A 20,836-nucleotide genomic window follows, 5' to 3' on the forward strand; every position below is an offset into this window, starting at 1 on the left:
TCCTTTTAGCCAGCCACGCGTAATGGGTGCTGCTGAGTTTGCTGTGCCTGTCCCTGCACCGCTTTCTTTGCTAAATATATACTAGTTCTATAGCGATCTTCACCATAAATACGATACATATTTTCTAAAATTTGTAAAATTGTGTAATACCCAATTTTATCTGCCCATTCGAATGGACCACAAGGATAATTCACTCCATATTTCATAGCAGAATCAATATCTTGCTCTGATGCAATATCATGCAATACTGCTTCACAGGCTTCATTCACCAGCATGGCAATACTACGTATAACATAAAGACCTGGATGATCTTTAGACCAAATAGGTATCACATTCATACCTAGGAGGAATAGCTCTACTACCTGGCGCTGTTCTTCACTACAAGCGGGTGATGCAACTACCGGAATCGCTTGAGCATTGGCCCAATCTGCATGCCAGTCCATCAACACCACAGGCTCATGCGGATAGGTAAGTTCAACCGATTCGCCGAGCGATAATCGCAGGGAAAGATCTCCAATCAGGATTTCATTCTGTTCTGCTGCCTGAAAACTCAGTTCCAGATGAGAGGCCTGTTTTAAACGTGCAATCAGTGCTGATGAATGCAGCCATTCACCTTTTACCGTGACTTTGAGCTTATTCAGCGACTTGGCATAACACACTGGTAATTCGTACGCAGGTGCAGGCTTGGACTGTGTGTAATTATAAAAACCTTGACCGGACTTGCGGCCATAACAGCCCGCATCGACCAACTCTTTTTGAATCAAGGATGGGCGGTAGCGTGGCTCATAGAAAAATTCCTGATAGACACTTTGCGTGACCGAGAAATTTACATCCTGTCCAATCAGGTCTGTGAGTTCACACGGTCCCATGGCAAAACGGCCACATTCGCGCATGATGTAATCGAGCTGTTCCGGTGTGCTGGCATCTTCCTGTAAGGCGCGAAAGGCTTCGGCATAATACGGTCGTGCAACACGATTGACGATAAAACCGGGAGTCGATTTGGCCCGTACCGGAACTTTGTTCCAAGATGCCATCAGAGCAAATACTGCATCGGCAATGGCGGCTGAGGTTTTCAGTCCACGGATAATCTCGACCAGCTTCATGATTGGCGCGGGATTAAAGAAATGCAGCCCAATTACCCGCTCTGGATGCGGAATCGCCGAGGCAATCGCGGTAATGGAAATCGATGAGGTATTGGAAGCAAAAATCGTCTGTTCCGGGCAAATGGCAGCCAGCTGTTGAAACAGATTTTGTTTCACTTCTTTCTTTTCGACAATGGCTTCAATAATCAAGCCCGCATCGACCAACTGTTGAATATCTTCGGCCACGATCAGATTGGCGAAGGTACTCTCCAGCAATTGCTGGGTCATTTTGCCATTCTGTACCCGCTTGCTGAGCTGCGCCTTTAAAGCAGTTAAGGCACTCTGAACTTTGCTGCTGTCGAGGTCAAACACATAGGTCGGATGCCCGTGCATGGCTGCCAGTTGCGCAATGCCAATCCCCATGGTTCCCGCACCCACCACAGCAACTTTGACGTGTTCCAAATTGATCTGCTGCATGATTTAGCATCCTTTATATTCAGGTGTACGCTTCTGCATAAAGGCTTGTACACCTTCTTTATAATCACTTGAACGTCCAGCCAGACGTTGCAGGTCACGTTCCAGAATGAGCTGCTGATCCAGATTATTGTCGGCTGCGGCATGAATGGCTTTTTTGATTAGTGACAGGCCATAAGTCGGCTGCTTGGCCAAATGCTCGGCCAGTTTTTTCGCTTCCACTTGCAGTTGCTCATCTTCAACCACCTGCCAGATCATGCCCAGTTGTGCTGCGCGCTCAGCCGGAATTTTATCGCCGAGCATCGCTAAGCCCATCGCCTGGGCACGCCCGACCAGACGCGGCAAGAACCAGGTGCCGCCTGAATCTGGTACTAAACCTAGACGACAAAAGGCCTGAATAAAGGAAGCCGATTTTGCAGCAACTACAATGTCACAGGCCAGTGCAATATTGGCACCGGCCCCTGCCGCCACACCATTCACCGCACAAATTACCGGTTTTGGCATTTCAGTAATCAGTTTGATTAAAGGGTTGTAGTATTTTTCAATTGACAGGCCTAAGTCCGGTGCATCAGCATTCGGATCGACCACACGATCATTTAGATCCTGGCCGGCACAGAAACCACGGCCTTCAGCTGAAATCACCACGGCACGAATCTGGCTGTCTTTGGCCCAGGCCTTGATGACCTTGGAGACTTCCTGATGCATGGTTTCATTAAAGCTGTTGAGCTGTTTCGGACGGTTAAAGGTCAGGTAGCCCACTGCATTTTTTTCTTCGACAATAATTGTTTGATATTCCATTACACACCTCTAAATTCTGGTTTTCTTTTTTGTAAAAATGCATTGATGCCTTCTTGGCGATCTTGGGTCGCCGCCAGCCAGACAAAATGCTGACGTTCCAATTTCAGTCCCTGACTTAATGTCACTTCATGAATCGACTTTAAAGATTGCTTGATGGCGCGAATGGCCAGCGGTGCCTGCTTGGCAATTTTTTCCGCTAGTTCCAGTGCGTATTGCACGGTCAGTCCTGTCGGACAAACCTGACTGCTCATGCCATGTTGCAATGCGGTCTGTGCCGAAATCATTTCACCGGTCATGGCCCAGCGCATCGTTAATTGCTGACCGACCAGACGGGCAAGGCGCTGTGTTCCACCGGCGCCCGGCAACATGCCTAAACCAATTTCAGGCAAGGCAAACTGGGCATTGTCGCCAGTTAAAATCATGTCACCATGTAGAGCCAGTTCAAACCCTGCACCAAAGGCATAACCATTCACCGCCATGATTACAGGCTTGGAAAATTCATCAATTTTTTTCCAAAGCAGTGGCCGCTGATCCTGCTGGATGCTGACCACATCTAACTGCGCCAATTCATTTAAATCAGCACCGGCAGCAAAGCATTGCGTATTTCCGGTAATGACCACGGCTTTCACGGCAGCATCTGCTTCCAAGTCCTGTAAACAAGCTGCAATACCTTGCAAGGTCGCATTATTTAGGGCATTGCGCTTTTCCGGGCGATTCAGCTCAATCAGGACTACGCCGGGTTTTGGTGAGCTGGTTTTAATATAGGTCATCCTTGAACTCCTGCTGTGCTCAGTGCTGTAAATTCAGCTGTTATTCATCAAAACTCAGACGTACATTGGCCGTGGTTGGACGTGCCTGACAACTGAGCACATAGCCTTTCTGGATTTCATCTTCTTCCAGACTGTAATTCACCGCCATTTCAACCTGGCCCTCTAACACCTTACATTTACAGGTGGCACAAACACCGCCCTTACAGGCATAAGGCAGATCGGCTCCGGCACGTAGCGCAGCATCTAAAATACTGTCATCCTGTTTGGAGACTTCAACAATCAGCTCGCGACCATCGAGGATGATATTGACGCGTTCTTCGCTGCGACTTTCAATCTGCTGGGCGGTTGCTTTCGGTGCAGTACCCGTATTGAAGCGTTCAGTGTGAATCTTGCTGCGTTGAATGCCCCAAGTCGGTAATACCGTTTCGACCGCCGCCATCATTTCTTCAGGACCACAGGCAAAACAGTGATCTGTGTCGGCTGAAATCAGATTGGCCTGAAACAGCTGCTGCAATTTATCCGCATTGATACGACCGTTAAAGATTTCGCTGTCATTCAGTTCACGTGAAAAAATATTTACCAGTTGCAGACGTTCCTTAAAACGGTCTTTCAAGTCCATGATCTGTTCAGAAAACATGGTCTGTTTCCAGGAACGGTTGCCATATACCAAGGTAAATGTGGCTTCTGCTTGACGGTTTAGCACCGATTTTACAATCGATAAAATTGGCGTAATGCCACTGCCTGCTGCAAACCCTAGATAATTCTGGCCACCGGCCTTGGCTGCTTTTTGAAAGAACACCCCTTGCGGTGGCATGACTTCCAGTACATCGCCCGCTTTGAGATGCGCATTGGCCCAGGTCGAGAACTGACCTTGATCAATTTTTTTAATCGCAATACTCATGTCTTCCTGAGTATCACTACAAATCGAATAGCAACGGCGCAGCTCGCCATCATCACTTAAATAGCGAATGGTCAGGTGTTGACCCGGCTGATATTGAAAAGCATCCATCTGCTCAGGCGCGAGATCAAAAGCAATACAGATTGCCTGCTCGGTTTGTGGCTGAATCGATTTAATGGTTAATGGGATAAATTGGCTCATGGCAAAATCCTTCTTTTAGGTGGCGGTGTTCAGGCTTGTTATTGGTTTACCCTGCCCACCGCGCAATCGTTACAATCAAATACATTTGAAATAGTCAAAAGTTTCTAAGCAGTCCCGACATTGATATAAAGCTTTACAGGCGGTCGAACCGAATTCACTTAATAGTTTGCTGTTGTTACTTAAGCACTGTGGACAGGTGATGCCATCGGTCAATGCCACATGCGTACCACAGCTATGTGACTGGCCTTGCGGCGGGGCAATACCATATTGCTGTAATTTGTGTTTGCCCGATTCACTCATCCAGTCCGTGGTCCAGGCTTCAGACAGATCGACAATGACTTTGACCGGCGTCAAACCGTTGGCCTCGAAAGTCTGGGTAATTTCTGCTTTTAATACATCCGTGGCCGGACAGCCGCTGTAGGTCGGCGTGAGTCGCACCACAATTTCATCCTGCTGATTCAGCTCGACGCCACGAATCATGCCCAGATCAATCACTGACAATACCGGAATCTCTGGATCAGAAACCTGTTGCAAAACGTCCCAACATTGATCTTCTACGTGTCGAATCAGATTCATGCGACTCACTCCCTGTGATTGTGCCGAATTACCAGTTCATGTTTGGATAAGAGCGCTGCATATATTGCAGTTCAGCCAAAATAAAACCGAGATGTTCTGTATGTAAACCCTGTTTAGCCCCACTACGATAAGCGCCCAGCTCTGGCAGGCTTAATTCAAATCGGGCTAATTCGGCTGTAATTGTTTCTAGCCACTGGACTTTTAAATTTTCAATATCTGGAAGGACACCACTATTGACCAGCTGTTTTTCATCTGCAGTCAATACAAAAAGTTCCTCAGTAAAACGCCATAACTGGTTTAAACCTTGCTGAGTTTTTTCATGCGCTTCAGCTGTACCTAGACTTAGGCGTTCCATCCAGGTGGTGGAAAAACGCTGGTGATATTTCACTTCTTTGAGTGACTTTACTGCAAAGGCAGCCAACTCCGGATGCTGACTTTGACTTAAGGCACTAAACAATAAAGCATGATAGTGACCCATCAGCCACTGACGCACCAGAGTCTGGGCAAAGTCACCATTCGGCTGTTCACACAGCAGTAAATTACGATAGTCACGTTCGTTTCGGAAATAAGCCAGCTTGTCTTCATCACGGCCCTGTCCTTCCACTTCACCTGCCAGACTGAGGGCAGTACGTGCCTGACCCAATAAATCCAGTCCGATATTGGCCAAGGCAATATCTAGTTCCAGTTCAGGGGCATGGCCACACCATTCTGCCAAACGATGCGACAACACCAGTTGACTGTCGCCCACATGTAAAAGAAATTCTGCCAATACTTGATTTGTCATAATCTTCACCTTTCCCTTTACATGTGCTCGATGCCAGCTGGAATGTTATAAAAGGTTGGATGGCGATAGACCTTGTCCAAAGCCGGTTCAAAAAATTCTGCTTTTTCATCTGGCTGGGAAGAGGTAATCAATTCAGATTTCACCACCCAGATACTGATCCCTTCATTGCGGCGGGTATACACATCGCGGGCATTTTGTAGTGCGACCTCCTCATCTGGCGCACGCAGGCTGCCAACATGACGGTGACTCAGACCCTGTTTACTACGCACAAACACTTCATAAAGTGACCAGTTGTTTTTGTTATTCATGAGCAAATTTCCCTATATTGATCAAACTGTTTTAAGCAACTTTTTGTGCTGCTGACTGTTGCTGCTGTTTTTGCGCATAGACTGCTGCTGAATCACGTACCCACTTACCGCCTTCCCAAGCTTTGCGGCGTGCTTCAATACGCTCATGGTTACACGGTCCCTTGCCTGCAAGAATCGCAAAGAACTCATCCCAATTGATTTCACCAAATTCATAATGTCCGGTTGCTTCATTGAATTTAAGGTCTGGATCGGGAACGGTTAAACCCAGCTGCAAGACTTGCGATACAGTGTTATCGACAAATTTCTGACGTAAATCATCGTTGCTGAATAATTTAATTTTCCACTGCATGCTTTGTGCACTATTCGGTGAATTATCATCACTTGGACCAAACATCATCAGTGCCGGCCACCAGAAACGGTTCACCGCATCCTGTGCCATCTGCTTTTGTTCCGGCGTACCATTGGCCAATTCCATCATGGCTTCAAAGCCCTGACGCTGATGAAAACTCTCTTCCTTACAAACGCGCACCATGGCACGGGCATAAGGACCGTAAGACGTACGGCACAGCGCAACCTGATTGACAATAGCCGCACCATCCACCAGCCAGCCAATCGCTGCAACATCGGCCCAGCTCAGGGTTGGATAGTTAAAAATTGAGGAATATTTCATGCGACCGGCAATCAGTTTATCCATCATGTCGTCACGATCGGCACCCAGGGTTTCTGCAGCACTGTACAGATACAAAGCATGACCGGCTTCATCCTGAACTTTTGCCATCAGCACGGCTTTACGTTTTAAAGTCGGTGCACGGGTAATCCAGTTGCCTTCCGGCAACATGCCCACCACTTCAGAGTGTGCATGCTGACCAATCTGACGAATTAAAGTTTTACGATAAGCCTCCGGCATCCAGTCCTTCGGCTCGATGGAAATATCCTTTTCAATCTTTTGATCAAAGATTTGTTGTTGATTATTCATTGTTCCCTCACTTATCCCAAGTGTTGATACACTCAAATTAAAACGATACAAAATTAAAATCAATATCTATTTATTGGTATCATTTAATTTTTATTGCTTATTTTTAATAAATGATTGTTTTATATAGTTTAATATTTTTTATTTTATTCCTAATCATTTTTAAACACAGATTTATGATTGACATTTTCACTTTTTCAACACAAATTATGAAACATCAAAATTAAAATACATCTCAAAACGTATCATAAATGGAGTTTTTACCATGTTAGAGTTAGACAGCAACTCAAGCACAATGGATTATCAAGATACTGAATCAACTCATAATCCTATTGCCATCAAAAGCTTAGCTTCACTGGTGTACGGCCAGGAATACACAGCGCAAGCCGATTTACGTACGGTTTATCATGCCATTAGCGGTGAAGCGGTTTATCAGGTCGGCAGTCAGGGCATCGATACCCAAGCTGTAGTCAAGTATGCCAAACAAAAAGGCGCGACTATCGCCACATGGACCTTCCATCAACGTGCCAATGCACTGAAGCAAGTGGCACAGTATTTGATGGAGCGCAAAGAAGACTTTTATGAACTTGCCAAGGCGACCGGCTGTACCCGTAAAGATGCCTGGATTGATATTGAAGGCGGGATTGGCACCTTATATGCCTATTCGAGTTTGGTGCGTCGTGAACTGAGTGATGAAACAGCATGGGTCGAAGATGCCTGGATTCCTCTTTCTAAGCAAGGTAGCTTTGGCGCGAAACATATTCTGACGCCTAAAGCCGGTGTTGCCGTGCATATCAATGCCTTTAACTTTCCAATCTGGGGCATGCTGGAGAAAATCGCTCCTACGCTACTGGCAGGCGTACCCTGTATTGTCAAACCGGCGACCGAAGGTGCCGAGCTGACCCATGCCGTGGTCAAAGCCATTCATGAAAGCGGTTTCTTGCCAGAAGGTTCATTGCAGCTCATTTGCGGACAGGTTTATGATTTGTTTGATTATTTAAATCCTCAGGATACGGTCACCTTTACCGGTTCTGCATCAACCGGGCAAAAACTGCGTTCGCATCCACACTTAAATGCCTACTCGATTCCATTCACTATGGAAGCAGATTCGGTCAATAGTGCGATTTTGACGGCGCAAGCCAATGATGAAACGATTGATTTATTTGTTCGTGAAGTTTTCCGTGAAATGACCACTAAAGCCGGACAAAAATGCACCGCCATTCGTCGTGCCTTTGTTCCAGCCGAGCTGCTGGATACAGTACAAGACCGTCTGATTGAAAAACTGAAAAAAGTGGTTGTCGGTGATCCGGCTCAGGAAGGCGTGACAATGGGTGCTTTGGCCAGCGTCAAACAGAAACATGATGTCGCGGCAAAAGTTGAACAGCTCAGCCAGGATGCAGAAATTGTGTTCGGTAGTCACTTGCGTCAGGACTTTAAGATTCAAGTACAAAATACTGAGAAGTCCGCATGTTATCCACCAACAGTTTTGGTCTGCAAAGCACCGGCTCAGGCAGAAAATATTCATAAAATTGAAGCCTTTGGACCTGTAGTCACTTTAATGCCATATACTGACCTGGCTCAGCTGGCTGACCTGGTGGCACGTGGCGAAGGTAGTCTGGTAGCATCCATCGTACGCAATACCGATGAAAATATTGAACAACTGCTCAGCAAAATTGCGCCATGGCATGGCCGTGTCCATATTCTGGATGCTGAAAGTGCCAAAGAAAGTACCGGACATGGCTCGCCACTACCTTTGCTGGTGCATGGCGGACCGGGACGTGCCGGTGGCGGTGAGGAGCTCGGTGGCTTACGTGCAGTGAAACATTATATGCAACGGACTGCAATTCAAGGTTCCCCGAATGCCATGACCCAAGTCGGTCATAGCTGGACGGCTGGTGCTCAGGTCTTTGAAGACCGTGTGCATCCATTCAAAAAATCATTTGATGAATTGCGTATCGGTGAGCGTTTACTGACTGCACGACGTAGCGTGACCGAAGCCGATCTGGTGAATTTCGGCTGCCTGAGCGGTGATCACTTCTATGCGCATATGGACAAGATTGCTGCAGCAGAATCCCTGTTTGGTGAACGTGTGGCACATGGCTATTTCGTGGTATCTGCCGCGGCCGGTTTATTCGTTGATGCTGCTCAGGGCCCAGTCATTGCAAACTATGGTATGGACAACTTGCGCTTTGTTGAACCAGTGAAAATTGGCGATACCATTCAGGTAGAATTGACCTGTAAGCAGAAAACTCCAAAAGCACTGCGCGATCCGGCACAGAAACCACATGGTGTCGTGGTCTGGGATATTAAAGTGAAAAACCAGCGCAATGAACTGGTTGCAACCTACGATATTTTAACGCTGGTTGAACGTGGCTAAAAATTCATACAAAAAAAAGGAATCATTATGATTCCTTTTTTTTATCTTTAAAAATTATTTGTATCTATTTTTAAAAACAGATTGACGTCTATCTATTTAGCCTCTAGATTACTTAAATGCGATACAACATAAAAATAACAATCAGATTAAAAGTATCAAATAAATATCTCAAACGATCAGCACAGGATGTTGCATGATGAATGATAAATCGCTGAACCTAGAAATAGTTGAAAGGACGATTCAACCAACAGATCAAAATTTTGAGCCTATACCGACAGAAACGGCCGTACCGCTGTCTGAACAGATTGAACCACCACCGGAAAGCAGCACCTATCAATGGTATGTGGTGGTCATTTGTATGGTGGCTTACATTCTGTCATTTGTAGACCGTCAAATTTTATCGCTCATGATTGAACCGATTAAAGCCGATTTAATGCTGAGCGATACTCAGTTTAGTCTGTTACAGGGTCTGGCCTTCTCCTTATTTTATGCCATTATGGGCTTGCCCATTGCCGCATTGGCGGATCAAAAGTCACGGATTAAAATTATTGCAACCGGGATTGCATTCTGGAGTCTCGCTACAGCGGCTTGTGGCCTCAGTAAAAACTTTATTCAAATGTTTATTGCACGTCTGAGTGTGGGTGCCGGTGAAGCTGCGCTTTCCCCTGCCTTTTATTCAATCGTTGCCGATTTATTTCCGAAAGATAAATTAGGCCGTGCACTCGGTGTATATGCGATTGGTGCCTTTATTGGTTCGGGCCTAGCTTTCCTGATTGGCGGCTATGTGATTGGCCTGCTAAAAGATGTCAGCTTCGTAGCCTTACCCCTCATTGGTGAAGTGAAAACCTGGCAACTTACCTTTATGATTGTGGGTCTTCCAGGCGTATTACTAGCCCTACTCATGGTGCTGACGGTGCGTGAACCTGCACGTAAGGGTATGAAAGTCGATCAGGATGGCCAGGTCATTAAAGCCTCTTTCAAAAATTCGATTGGTTTTATCAAGACACATAAAAAGACCTTCTTCTGTCATTTTATTGGCTTTTCTTTTTACACCATGATGCTGTATTCGCTGCTGGGCTGGGCACCTGCCTATTACATGCGTAATTTCGGTCTGGATGCGAGTCAAACCGGTTATATCCTTGGGACGATTATTCTAGTCGCGAATACTTCGGGTGCCTTATTCTGTGGCTGGTTGATCGACTTCTTCTCGAAACGTGGCTATAGCGATGCTGCAATTCGTACCGGTGCCATTGGCTGTGCGGCGCTGATTATTCCGAGTGTGCTGTTCACTCAGGTCGATAATATGCAGCTTTCATTTGCGCTGATTTTTGTGGCGATGTTCTTCTCCACTTTCCCGATTCCTGCATCGGCTGCTGCTACGCAAATGCTGACACCAAACCAGCTACGCGCACAGGTATCTGCCAAGTTCCTGCTGGTTTCAAACCTGATTGCCTTAGGCATCGGAACCACCGCTGTGGCATTAATAACGGATAAATATTTCCAGAATACCTTAATGGTTGGTAACTCGATCTCGATCGTCAATGCCATTGCCGGATTGATTGGTTGCTTCCTGTTGTACAAGGGCTGTCAGTATTATCGTGAGAGTATGAAAGTCGAGAAACTGGCTGATTAAAATGGCTGGATATCGCTAAATCATCCTAAGCTTCACTTTTAAAGGCCTTTAATCCACATTAAGGGCCTTTTTATATCAGCCCAAAAAGTTCAATTTTCAGGTTCTCAGATTTCAATTCCCATCCAGCCTAGACAGGCTGCCTAAAAAAACGTATAACACCGTTTTAAATTTACAGGTGTGCACCGTTGAAACTTGTGCTTGCTCCCATGGAAGGCTTAACCGATCCGATTATGCGTGATGTGCTGACATCCGTAGGTAGCTTTGACTGGTGCGTGACCGAGTTTATCCGTGTCACCGACTCTATCCTGCCCGATCATGTTTATCACAGTTACTGCCCGGAATTGCTCAATGATGGCAAGACGGCGGCGGGTACGCCGGTACATGTGCAGTTTCTGGGAAATAATCCGGAAATGCTGGCAGCAAATGCAGCCAAAGTTGCCGCGATGGGTGCACCGGCAATCGACCTGAATTTTGGTTGTCCTGCGAAAACCGTGAACCGTCATCGCGGCGGTTCCGTTTTACTGGATGAACCCGAAGTGGTACATGAGTTAGTCAAAGCCGTGCGGGATGCAGTACCGGCGCATATTCCGGTGTCTGCGAAAATGCGTCTGGGTTATATGGACCGCAACTTTATGCTGGACAATGCCCATGCTATTGAAGATGCAGGAGCATCTTGGGTGACGGTGCATGCGCGCACCAAAGCCGATGGCTATACCCCGCCTGCTTTTTGGGACCAGCTACAACCGATTCGTGAAGCACTGAAAATTAATGTGATTGCCAATGGTGAAATCTGGAACAATACCGATGCCAAACAGTGTCGTCTGGAATCCGGTTGCGAAGACCTGATGATTGGCCGTGGTGCCGTGACCACACCCGACCTGACCCAATGTATCCGTCAAAATTCGGATGCACCTTTGATGAACTGGAATGAACTGCTGGAACTGCAAATTCGTTTTATCAATGGCCCCGCCAAAACTGAGATCGGGATGGTCGGTCGTTACAAGCAATGGCTCGGCATGATGTCGAAACATTATCCTGAAGCCAAAGCCTTATGGGATGAAGTAAAGCGGATTAAAGTTCTGACTGAAATGACCGAAAAACTGAAAGCCTCAACTATGTAAATGCAAAAGCCTTTGAATGATTCAAAGGCTTTTTTTGATTCTATAAATCATTTTAAGGCTGCTTATGCTGTTTTAAGCTTTCTACATGTTTCCGATTGGTTTTCCAGGATTTTTCTAAAAGCTCTTTTTCTAAACGCAGTTGTATCCGTTTTAATTTTGTTTCAGAAATCATCTGTTGATCAAAACTTTTCACATAATCGGTCCAGCCTGCACCGCAAAATACCTCATTCGGCATTGGTGTTTTAAATACCGCATCCGGCATAAATACAATCACGGAATGCAAAAGATCTGGCTCCACAATATCAGTCAGTAATTGTTCCAGAACTTTGATGTGTTTATAGTTTTGATGAATCGGATTTTGAAATGTATAACTGTTTTTATAAATTTTCTGGGTCCATTGTTTCTGACGCGCGCTTGCAAAAATCCAGTCCTTATAGTTTTTGGTTTCAATCACAAAGATGCCATAAGGACTTAATAGCAGATGATCGATTTGTGTGGTGGCACCTGCTCCATCTGGAAGGGTCAAATCATTCAGCAGAATGTATTCAGGGTCTTTTAAATACAGTTTGACATGGGCAGCAACCGCAAATTCTCCTAATTTCCCTTTTAAAAATGGCTTAAATAATTTAAAAACAATCACGCCAAAGAACAGCAGAAAAATCCACCATACACTGGACCAGAGCGAACTTAATATCTGTAATGTGGAATGTTCAATATTCTAATTTTCATTTATTTTAAGACTTCGATCTTAATGCGTTCGCTCAATATTTAACAGAATTTCTTTTTTATCCAAACCACCGGCGAAGCCCACCAGCTTACCACTGCTGCCAATCACCCGATGACAGGGTGCAATAATCGAAATCGGGTTTTTCCCGTTGGCTGCACCCACGGCACGCACTGCTTTAACATTACCCACCTGCTCGGCAATATCGCGATAGCTTCGGGTCTGGCCATAAGGAATATTCAGCAGAGCCTGCCAGACTTTTTTCTGAAAATCGGTTCCGGCAAAGTCCAAAGGCAAGTCAAAAACATTGCGCTGACCAGCAAAATACTCCTGAAGCTGGCGTCTGGTTTCAATCAATACCGGATGCTGCGGATCTTCCACCAAGGTCGCCAGTTTCACCCGATTCGGCTGTTCACAATCCCAAAGCACAGCTACCAGTGCGGTGTCATTCGCGACCAGTCGTAACTGACCGACTGGAGAATCCATATAGAGATAACTTAAGTTCATGCTTACACCCTGTCCCGGATCAGCGGAGTTTATTTTCTATTTTAACTCAGTTCACCGAGACAGGCTGAAACAAATTATGAAGAAGATACTTTCATCAGCACCAGACCGGAAATAATCAATACTGCAGCCAGCATACGCATGGCCGATGTCGGCTCACCCAGAACTAAAATCCCGATCAGAAATGAACCCACAGCCCCGATTCCGGTCCAGATCACGTAAGCTGTGCCTAATGGCAAAGTACGCATGGCATAGGCCAGTAAGGCAAAGCTGAGAATCATAAAGAAAATGGTGATGATACTTGGCGTTAATCGGGTAAATCCTTCGGACAATTTCATGGAATATGCCCAAACGATTTCAAAAACACCTGCGAATATAAGTGCAATCCAGGCCATGCAGCCCTCCTCTTTTATCTAAGAATCAGGCCGTCCTGACGATTTTTCCTGTGCATTTCAGCATGAAATAGACAAGGGAGGTCGTTCCTCCTACCTATAAAAAAATTTATAAAACCAGATTACGCACACCTGATTATTTTTACAAAACATGACTCTTAGAGATGCAACTTAACCTGATCTTACTCAAATCTTCAAGACATTTGTCGCTGCTGTTATTATGGTAGATATTCAAAATGATCATTCAGAAATAGCCCCTATGATCAGGCAAATTCAACAACAACAATTTCACAAAAATAAGTGCAGCATATCAAGTTATACACATCCATTAAATTTAAATAACGAGCAAAGAGATTATACAATGAAATACAATTTTAAGACCTATTGATCACTTTTTATTTAACATGATTATGAACCTATGATGAATAAACGACCCCTAAACAAGAGGGGTTGTAAGGTATAAAAAGAACCAGATTTGAGCTCTTTTTATACAAACTTCGTCTAAGGCATAATCAATCTGGCTACAAATGATTACATTTTACACAACATATCCATATGGTTACCCACATGGATATCTACACACTTATCCATAAAGTTATCCACATATTTATGTGCATACTACTTTTTAGCGATTAGAGTTGAACCTGACCGACTTTGGCTAATTCTGCACGCATTTCATCAATTACAGCTTTATAATCCGGCTTGCCAAAAATAGCAGATCCAGCGACAAACATATCCGCCCCCGCTTCGGCAATTGCACGAATATTGCTTGGGGTAACACCGCCATCGACTTCCAGCTGAATATCACGCCCTGAAGCATCGATCAGTTTACGGGCCTGACGCAGTTTATCCAAAGTCATCGGAATGAATTTCTGTCCACCAAAACCCGGGTTTACACTCATCAACAGAATTTGATCTACTTTATCTAATACATAATCCAGATAATGCAGCGGTGTGGCCGGGTTAAAGACTAAACCGGCTTTTGCACCACCCGATTTGATCAACTGTAAAGAACGGTCAATATGGTCAGATGCTTCCGGGTGGAAGGTAATGATATCGGCACCTGCTTCAAGGAAATCCCCGATCATACGATCTACCGGTTTCACCATCAAATGCACATCAATCGGGGCTTTGATCCCATAGTTTTTCAATGCCTTACAAACGCCTGCACCAAAAGTCAGATTCGGTACATAATGATTATCCATCACATCAAAATGAACAACATCTGCCCCTGCTGCCAAGACGTTCTCGACTTCTTCACCTAATCGGGCGAAATCGGCAGATAAAATTGAAGGTGCAATTAAATATGGCTTGGACATGGGAGAACCTGGCTAGCTAAAATTGGATTTTTCTCATTATAACAAATCCAGTCCGGCTACTGTGACCTTGATGTTGCAAGAATAAAACGCTGTGTAACGCTTTAAGGCTTATGAATGCCTTTCAATTTGGTTTAAAGTCCTGACAAGGATAAAAAGTTTAGAGGAGTAAGAATGCAAAGTACCGCCCAGATCCAGACTCAACAGGCGCAGCGCCTTGCCAAACGCCTGGCCAATCACTGGAAGCATAAGTTTACCATCGAAGAAACAGACCAGCAGTTCCTGATTCATTTTCCGAGTGCAGAGCTGATGTTAATTCCTCAGACTGAGCACTTGCTGGTGACCATCCAAAGTAGCGATGAATCTACCGATTTCGATAAACTGGAAAATGTGGTTCTGGATCATCTCATTCGCATGGGACAGGAAGATTTAACAGCAGACTGGCAAAGATAAGCGATAAAAAGCCCTGATGATCTTATATCTAGTAGGGCTTTTTTATATGAATAATGTTAAATTTAAGGCTGAAGCTGTACCGCATGAAACTGTAGATGGTCATCCATAAAACTTTGAATAAAGTAATAGCCATGATCATAACCCTGATGTTCACGCAAGGTCAGCGACTGGTTCACGACATCACAGGCCTGCTGGAACAGCGCCGGATTCAGCTGGCTATAGAACTGGTCTGAAAAACCCTGATCAATCAGGATGTCAGCGAATAAGGCCCCTTTCTCTTTAACCAGTGCAGTCGCATCATGCTTGAGCCATTCTTCACGGTTTTCACCCAGATAATTCGAGAAAGCTTTGTCTCCCCAAGGACATTGGCTTGGTGCACAGATCGGTGCAAAAGCCGAAACTGAACTAAATTTTTCTGGATATTTAAAAGCCAGAGTTAATGCACCATGTCCTCCCATACTGTGACCGAATATGCCAATCTTACCCGACTGAATCACAAACTCTTCAATGACCAGCGCATAGAGTTCATCGACGATGAAGCTTTCCATCTGATAATGTTCAGCCCACGGCGCTTCGGTGGCATTGATATAAAAACCTGCTCCCTGACCGATATCCCAGTGATCGCCTTCTGCCACAGCTTCACCGCGTGGCGATGTATCCGGTGTGATTAAAATCAGGCCCAATTGTGCTGCCAGACGCTGCGCATGTGCCTTAATCGCAAAGGTTTCCTCGGTACAGGTCAAGCCTGCCAGATAAAACAATGCCGGACAGCTATGACCTTCTAGGGCTTGAGGCGGCAGATAAATACCAAATTTGGTGGATGTTTTCAGTACTTTCGAATCAAAGCGATAAATCCGCTGTTCACCTTCAAAGCTTCTATTGTTCTGTACGAGTTCCATGGCATATTCCTTATGATTGCAGCATATCTGCTGATGACATTGATCTAAGGTGATTGTGTCATTGTACTGGTTTGCGGAAATAAACGTTGTTCCAGCTGTGGCAACATCAATTGCATATTCTTGCCAATCACCCATTGCGGTTCTGAAGGCTCGAAGCCTTGCGCTGATTCCCATTTTGCTACGGTATCTCTGGCCTGTTCGAACGCGGCTTGCAGACTGCTATTTTCACGCATCGCTTCATCAAAGAATGCACGGCCAAAATAGGTATAATCCGCTTCATTGGAGCAGCCAAAAGACTGACGGTCGGCTGCCGAAGCCGTAATCACCAGGGTATTGTCATTCTGCAGGGCCGAAGCAAAGCTGCCGGAAAAACAGGCCGAGATCACAATCACACGCCAGCGAATGCCTGCTGCATCCAGTGTTTCACGTAACCATTTTGGATCGACCTGGGCCAAATCTAGCGGCGCATTTTCCATTTCAAACACATTTGGCAGACCATGAGAGGTCATATATAAAAATAACACATCACTTTCACGGTTCATCTGCTGGCCCATACGGCGCAATGCCAGTTCCATACTGGTCTTGGAGGCAATCGGCAGGGTGGTACGTGTCGCCGGATGATTGACCAAAGCAATAGAACGGCCATAAGTGCCAAAACGGGTATCAAACTGCTCTTTAATCCGCTCAATTTCAGAATGAAATACATCCTGATAACTTGCGCCAGCCACGCCCATAAAATACCAGTGCGATTGGGCAAATTCACCGTATTCGATATTTTCCAGGGCTTTGTTCAGCAAAATTGGCTGCGCATAAAATGCATCTTCGGCAAAGCTCGGTGGAATTTCTTCGACTTTCCAGATCGGTTGATCTTTGACTGAAATTTGCCAGACCACCAGCGTAAACAGGGTCGCCAGCATAATCAGCGCACGCTCCCACCAAGGCCATTTTAATTCACGTGAAATTACCCAGACCACAGCCAGACTTTGCCAGACAAATAACATGACAAACAGGGTCGGAATATAGTCATAGAGGATATAAGGCAGATAGTCCAGATCGCCCAGATATTGAATCAGGCACTGGAACAGCATGATATGGGTATCTATAACCAACCATAACAATGCCGGCACCAGCATCAAACGCAGGTTATTGATCCGTTGCGACAGAAAGATACCCACAATCAGCGCAATAAAAGGCCAAAGTGCATAACTAATCAGACCTTGAGAGTTAAAATCTCCCATACGGCCTGAACTGAGCCAGCTAAATAGGCTGTTGGCACAACCACCCAGAATCCCCCAGAACACCAATTGCATGATCGATGGACGAACCAGTTGCAATGAACGCCGAGATCCCAGAAATAACCACATCCCGGCAATTTGGTTGCTCTTAAAATCGTGCCAAAAATTAATGGAGGGTTTAAAGTCGATCATAGAATTTCAAGGAGATCAGTGGCTCGCTAAGGTGCTGAATAAGTTTATGCTTGATAACGGTTTTATCAATGCCAATTGTTAAATATACAACAAATCCTTGCTTAATATTGAAACAATTATCTTATTCAGCCACAAGTTCATGCTGAAAATATGCATCAAAACGGCAGGCATCACCTTGCCATTGATGATGAGGTTCTTTTTCTGCCAAAAACACCGCCAGACGTGGACGTTTGACCACCACACGTTTGGCAATTTTTTGCGCCAATTCCAACAGGTTATCACCCAGATCCATTTCGCCATCTTCAGGCAAAAGCATGTGCAAGAGCTGCATCTGTTTTTTGACTTGCGCCTGTTTCTTGACCGCCTGCTGGTTCTGATCCCGCTGCGGGAACATCGGATCCAGATAGACCACATCTACAGTTCGATGCTGCTCGGCTTGCTGCTTCAGATAATCGGCTGAATCAGAAAAGACCAGTTGAATCCGTGATACGACTTGACTCAGGAATGCATCAGATTGTGCACGGGTATGGGTATCTTCAAGTAAAGTAAATAATATGGGATGTCGTTCGACCAGCGTGACTTGGGCACCTAAATGCGCCATCAATAAACTGTCATGTCCCAGACCCGCGGTGGCATCGATCAAGCTCGGTTTCTCGGCTAAATGACAGGCACGTGCAATCATTTCAGATTTTAAAGATGCACGTTTTAAACGTCCGGTCTCGGCTTGCCAGTCCGGTTGCATTTTCATGCCATGGGCACAAAGCCAAAGTCCATTCTCATCCACACATAAGGCCAGTTCAGGATTCAGACGAAAGAAACGTGCATTGAGTTTTTCAACCGTTTCAATTTCGACCTGCACCCCACGAGAAGAAAGCACAGCCCCGAAGTGCTGTGCTTTCTGTTGATCGTCAGATTCGGCATATAAGCGAATCGCGCTTACCATAATTTCCAACCTGTATAGGCAAATAATAAAATCAGCAGACCCGAAGCAATACGATACCAGGCAAAGATCATAAAGTCGCGTTTAGCGACATAAGCCACCAGCGCGCGGATGAGTAACAGTGCCGAAATAAAAGAAACCAGAAGCCCGACCCCGATCACGGCCCAGTCTTCAGTAGTATTTAGCACATCATAACTTTGATAAAGATCCAGCAGGCCGGCACCAATAATGACCGGAATACCCAGAAAGAATGAAAATTCAGTCGCGGCCTTACGTGATACACCTAAAAACATCGCACCGATAATGGTCGCACCTGAACGGGAGGTTCCCGGAATCAAGGACAAGACCTGAATCAGACCAATCCAGATGGCATCTTTAATACTGAGATCTTCAACTTCATGTGCACGAACTTGAGGCGGATGTTTTTCAATCCAGATAATGATCAGGCCACCCACAATCAAACCAATGGCAATAGCAATATCATTAAACAGAAACTGTTTGACCGTTTGCCCCAAGGTCAGTCCAATCAATATAATTGGAATCGAGGCCAAAATCAGGCCAATCCCTAAGCGACGACCCTGTGGCTCACCGCTGACAATCCCGGTTGCTGCTCCCCAAAGACGGGCCCAATATTCATAAATTACCGCTGCAATGGCACCCATTTGAATAGCAATGACGAATACATCACTCTTTTCCTTGGTCCAGAAATTCATTAATTCTGATGCCAAAATTAAATGGCCAGTACTGGAAATCGGCAAAAATTCGGTAATACCTTCGATAATACCCATGATTGCCGCTTTGAGTAGCAGTAAAAGATCCATGCTTTATCCTAATTAATTATGCTTTGCCTTGTTCAGGAATTTTTTTCCACGCGTTATCACGTAAATAGACCGGCAGCGCCAATTCTGCACTGACCCAGTTTTCTGTGTGTGCTGCTGCACGTGCGATGCTGGCAATATCCTGTGCGGTCGCATGCACATTTTTATACATTGAAGTTTCAGTTTGTACCAGCTCAGCACCAGAGCCCACCGGCGTAAACCGAACAGCCTGACTGCCTTCGGCATAACTTAATAATTGTTCTTCATCGACCGGCTGCATGATCCCCTCTGCATCCAGTTGATAGCTCGCGATATAAACTTCGCTCATGCGTGCATCTAACACGGCAGAAACTTCGCTTAAACCATGTACACGGTAAGCTGCCTGCGCCAAGGCCTGTAAAGTCGACACCGGAATCACCGGCACATCATTTGACCAGGCCAGCGCCTGCGTGACTGCGGCATTAATCCGCACGCCGCTAAAAGAACCCGGACCACGACTAAAAGCAATCGCGGTTAAATCGCCAATCGTCAATCCAAGATCTTGCAGACCTTGTTCAATCATTGGGAGAATCGTTTGCGTTTGTGCCTTGGCGCGCGCATCAAGCTGAAAAAATAGTTCTTGAGTATCATCGATCACAGAGACGGAACACTGCTCATTGGCAGTCTCCAATGCCAGCACTTTCATGCACAACCTTAATTCAGAGAATATAAAAAACGCGGATATAATACTCCACTCATATCCGCTACGCGAGATTTTCCCGAAACAGATACAAAAATGCCTAGAAAATTCTAGGCTTATCATGATTCTCTAGAACATCGTATTAAAGCTGAATTTGTTCCAGATCCTGAAATTTCTGAAAATGCCCGGCATAGTGCAGGGCACTCATTTTCAGCTTTTGAATACTGTCTTGATCCAGCGTTTTCACCACTTTGCCCGGTGAACCCATCACCACCGAATTATCCGGAATGATCTTGCCTTCAGGAATCAGGGCATTGGCACCAATAATACAATTCTTGCCAATCACCGCATGATTCAGAATCACCGCCTGAATCCCGATCAGGCTGTTATGACCAATGGTACAGCCATGTAGCATGGCCTGATGTCCGATGGTGACATAATTTCCAATTTGCATCTCAATACCGGCATCGGTATGCAGCACAGCATTTTCCTGCACATTGCTGAAATCACCCAGTTTGATTTTACTGTTATCTGCCCGTACCACAGCACCAAACCAGATGCTGACCTGCTGCCCGAGTTCGACTTGTCCAATTACTGTTGCCGTTGGTGCGACCCAGCCATCCCATGGCTGCTGTGTAGCAGTCGGTGTGTGTCCCTGAAATTTATACAACATTGATAAAATCCTGTTC

Annotated in this window: 22 protein-coding genes; 4 read left to right on the forward strand and 18 right to left on the reverse strand. The window is 45.5% G+C overall.

What is annotated here, in order from left to right:
• Nucleotides 1-5 precede the first annotated feature (5 nt).
• The 8 genes from FTU42_RS10055 to paaA all read right to left on the reverse strand — a co-directional run bounded on the left by FTU42_RS10055 (nucleotide 6) and on the right by paaA (nucleotide 6,867).
• Nucleotides 6-1,559 carry a 3-hydroxyacyl-CoA dehydrogenase gene (locus FTU42_RS10055; protein WP_159138557.1) on the reverse strand — a complete coding sequence of 518 codons (1,554 nt, stop codon included), beginning with the start codon at nucleotides 1,557-1,559 and terminating at the stop codon, nucleotides 6-8.
• A gap of 3 nt (nucleotides 1,560-1,562) precedes the next feature.
• Complete coding sequence (gene paaG, locus FTU42_RS10060; protein WP_159138556.1) at nucleotides 1,563-2,354, reverse strand: 2-(1,2-epoxy-1,2-dihydrophenyl)acetyl-CoA isomerase PaaG; 792 nt, start codon at nucleotides 2,352-2,354, stop codon at nucleotides 1,563-1,565.
• Nucleotides 2,354-3,124, reverse strand: coding sequence for an enoyl-CoA hydratase-related protein (locus FTU42_RS10065; RefSeq protein ID WP_100355538.1), 771 nt, complete (start codon nucleotides 3,122-3,124; stop codon nucleotides 2,354-2,356). The genes paaG and FTU42_RS10065 overlap by 1 nt, the downstream gene beginning before the upstream one ends.
• Before the next feature lie 40 nt (nucleotides 3,125-3,164).
• On the reverse strand, nucleotides 3,165-4,223 hold the full coding sequence (locus tag FTU42_RS10070; RefSeq protein ID WP_159138555.1) for a 2Fe-2S iron-sulfur cluster-binding protein: 1,059 nt from the start codon (nucleotides 4,221-4,223) through the stop codon (nucleotides 3,165-3,167).
• A 75-nt stretch (nucleotides 4,224-4,298) separates the two neighbouring features.
• Nucleotides 4,299-4,799 (reverse strand): 1,2-phenylacetyl-CoA epoxidase subunit PaaD, encoded by a 501-nt coding sequence (paaD, locus tag FTU42_RS10075; protein WP_005172460.1) that lies wholly within the window; start codon nucleotides 4,797-4,799, stop codon nucleotides 4,299-4,301.
• Nucleotides 4,800-4,827: 28 nt separating this feature from the next.
• Nucleotides 4,828-5,583: a 1,2-phenylacetyl-CoA epoxidase subunit PaaC gene (gene paaC / locus FTU42_RS10080; protein ID WP_159138554.1), complete on the reverse strand. Its 756-nt coding sequence runs from the start codon at nucleotides 5,581-5,583 to the stop codon at nucleotides 4,828-4,830.
• Nucleotides 5,584-5,600: 17 nt separating this feature from the next.
• Nucleotides 5,601-5,891 carry a 1,2-phenylacetyl-CoA epoxidase subunit PaaB gene (gene paaB, locus FTU42_RS10085; protein WP_004279183.1) on the reverse strand — a complete coding sequence of 97 codons (291 nt, stop codon included), beginning with the start codon at nucleotides 5,889-5,891 and terminating at the stop codon, nucleotides 5,601-5,603.
• A 31-nt stretch (nucleotides 5,892-5,922) separates the two neighbouring features.
• Nucleotides 5,923-6,867: a 1,2-phenylacetyl-CoA epoxidase subunit PaaA gene (gene paaA, locus FTU42_RS10090; RefSeq protein WP_005095897.1), complete on the reverse strand. Its 945-nt coding sequence runs from the start codon at nucleotides 6,865-6,867 to the stop codon at nucleotides 5,923-5,925.
• 262 nt (nucleotides 6,868-7,129) lie between these two features.
• Here paaA and paaZ point away from each other — a divergent pair, with 262 nt between their 5' ends.
• The 3 genes from paaZ (at nucleotide 7,130) to FTU42_RS10105 (ending at nucleotide 11,995) form a co-directional block, all read left to right on the forward strand.
• On the forward strand, nucleotides 7,130-9,241 hold the full coding sequence (gene paaZ, locus FTU42_RS10095; RefSeq protein WP_159138553.1) for a phenylacetic acid degradation bifunctional protein PaaZ: 2,112 nt from the start codon (nucleotides 7,130-7,132) through the stop codon (nucleotides 9,239-9,241).
• A 193-nt stretch (nucleotides 9,242-9,434) separates the two neighbouring features.
• Nucleotides 9,435-10,874 carry an MFS transporter gene (locus FTU42_RS10100; RefSeq protein ID WP_159138552.1) on the forward strand — a complete coding sequence of 480 codons (1,440 nt, stop codon included), beginning with the start codon at nucleotides 9,435-9,437 and terminating at the stop codon, nucleotides 10,872-10,874.
• A 185-nt stretch (nucleotides 10,875-11,059) separates the two neighbouring features.
• Nucleotides 11,060-11,995 carry a tRNA-dihydrouridine synthase gene (locus FTU42_RS10105; protein ID WP_005095890.1) on the forward strand — a complete coding sequence of 312 codons (936 nt, stop codon included), beginning with the start codon at nucleotides 11,060-11,062 and terminating at the stop codon, nucleotides 11,993-11,995.
• A 52-nt stretch (nucleotides 11,996-12,047) separates the two neighbouring features.
• On the opposite strand, the gene FTU42_RS10110 is transcribed toward FTU42_RS10105, so the two are convergent.
• From FTU42_RS10110 to rpe, 4 genes are all read right to left on the reverse strand, one after another.
• Nucleotides 12,048-12,710: a nuclease-related domain-containing protein gene (locus tag FTU42_RS10110; protein ID WP_159138583.1), complete on the reverse strand. Its 663-nt coding sequence runs from the start codon at nucleotides 12,708-12,710 to the stop codon at nucleotides 12,048-12,050.
• A gap of 33 nt (nucleotides 12,711-12,743) precedes the next feature.
• The gene (locus tag FTU42_RS10115; RefSeq protein WP_005095887.1) at nucleotides 12,744-13,226 is read right to left on the reverse strand and encodes a methylated-DNA--[protein]-cysteine S-methyltransferase; all 483 of its coding nucleotides are present in this window, start codon (nucleotides 13,224-13,226) and stop codon (nucleotides 12,744-12,746) included.
• Between the two features lie 74 nt (nucleotides 13,227-13,300).
• A complete protein-coding gene (gene sugE / locus FTU42_RS10120; protein WP_005095886.1) occupies nucleotides 13,301-13,618 on the reverse strand; it encodes a quaternary ammonium compound efflux SMR transporter SugE in 318 nt (105 codons plus the stop codon).
• Between the two features lie 629 nt (nucleotides 13,619-14,247).
• Nucleotides 14,248-14,934, reverse strand: a complete 687-nt coding sequence (gene rpe / locus FTU42_RS10125) for a ribulose-phosphate 3-epimerase (RefSeq protein WP_005172476.1) — start codon at nucleotides 14,932-14,934, stop codon at nucleotides 14,248-14,250.
• Nucleotides 14,935-15,105: 171 nt separating this feature from the next.
• Here rpe and FTU42_RS10130 point away from each other — a divergent pair, with 171 nt between their 5' ends.
• Complete coding sequence (locus FTU42_RS10130; RefSeq protein ID WP_005095882.1) at nucleotides 15,106-15,384, forward strand: DUF2218 domain-containing protein; 279 nt, start codon at nucleotides 15,106-15,108, stop codon at nucleotides 15,382-15,384.
• Between the two features lie 62 nt (nucleotides 15,385-15,446).
• Here FTU42_RS10130 and fghA read toward each other — a convergent pair whose 3' ends face one another.
• From fghA to FTU42_RS10160, 6 genes are all read right to left on the reverse strand, one after another.
• Nucleotides 15,447-16,283, reverse strand: coding sequence for an S-formylglutathione hydrolase (fghA, locus tag FTU42_RS10135; RefSeq protein ID WP_074384094.1), 837 nt, complete (start codon nucleotides 16,281-16,283; stop codon nucleotides 15,447-15,449).
• A gap of 44 nt (nucleotides 16,284-16,327) precedes the next feature.
• Nucleotides 16,328-17,710, reverse strand: coding sequence for a C13 family peptidase (locus FTU42_RS10140; protein ID WP_159138551.1), 1,383 nt, complete (start codon nucleotides 17,708-17,710; stop codon nucleotides 16,328-16,330).
• 121 nt (nucleotides 17,711-17,831) lie between these two features.
• Complete coding sequence (locus FTU42_RS10145; protein WP_100328964.1) at nucleotides 17,832-18,653, reverse strand: class I SAM-dependent methyltransferase; 822 nt, start codon at nucleotides 18,651-18,653, stop codon at nucleotides 17,832-17,834.
• On the reverse strand, nucleotides 18,647-19,471 hold the full coding sequence (locus FTU42_RS10150; RefSeq protein WP_005095875.1) for an undecaprenyl-diphosphate phosphatase: 825 nt from the start codon (nucleotides 19,469-19,471) through the stop codon (nucleotides 18,647-18,649). Before FTU42_RS10150 ends, FTU42_RS10145 begins: the two co-directional genes overlap by 7 nt.
• Nucleotides 19,472-19,487: 16 nt before the next feature.
• The gene (gene tsaB / locus FTU42_RS10155; RefSeq protein ID WP_005095873.1) at nucleotides 19,488-20,153 is read right to left on the reverse strand and encodes a tRNA (adenosine(37)-N6)-threonylcarbamoyltransferase complex dimerization subunit type 1 TsaB; all 666 of its coding nucleotides are present in this window, start codon (nucleotides 20,151-20,153) and stop codon (nucleotides 19,488-19,490) included.
• Nucleotides 20,154-20,289: 136 nt separating this feature from the next.
• Nucleotides 20,290-20,820 (reverse strand): gamma carbonic anhydrase family protein, encoded by a 531-nt coding sequence (locus tag FTU42_RS10160; RefSeq protein ID WP_180083331.1) that lies wholly within the window; start codon nucleotides 20,818-20,820, stop codon nucleotides 20,290-20,292.
• Between the last annotated feature and the right edge of the window lie 16 nt (nucleotides 20,821-20,836).

The organism is Acinetobacter sp. YH12102, from assembly GCF_013419125.1.
Classification (GTDB): Bacteria; Pseudomonadota; Gammaproteobacteria; order Pseudomonadales; family Moraxellaceae; genus Acinetobacter; species Acinetobacter pseudolwoffii.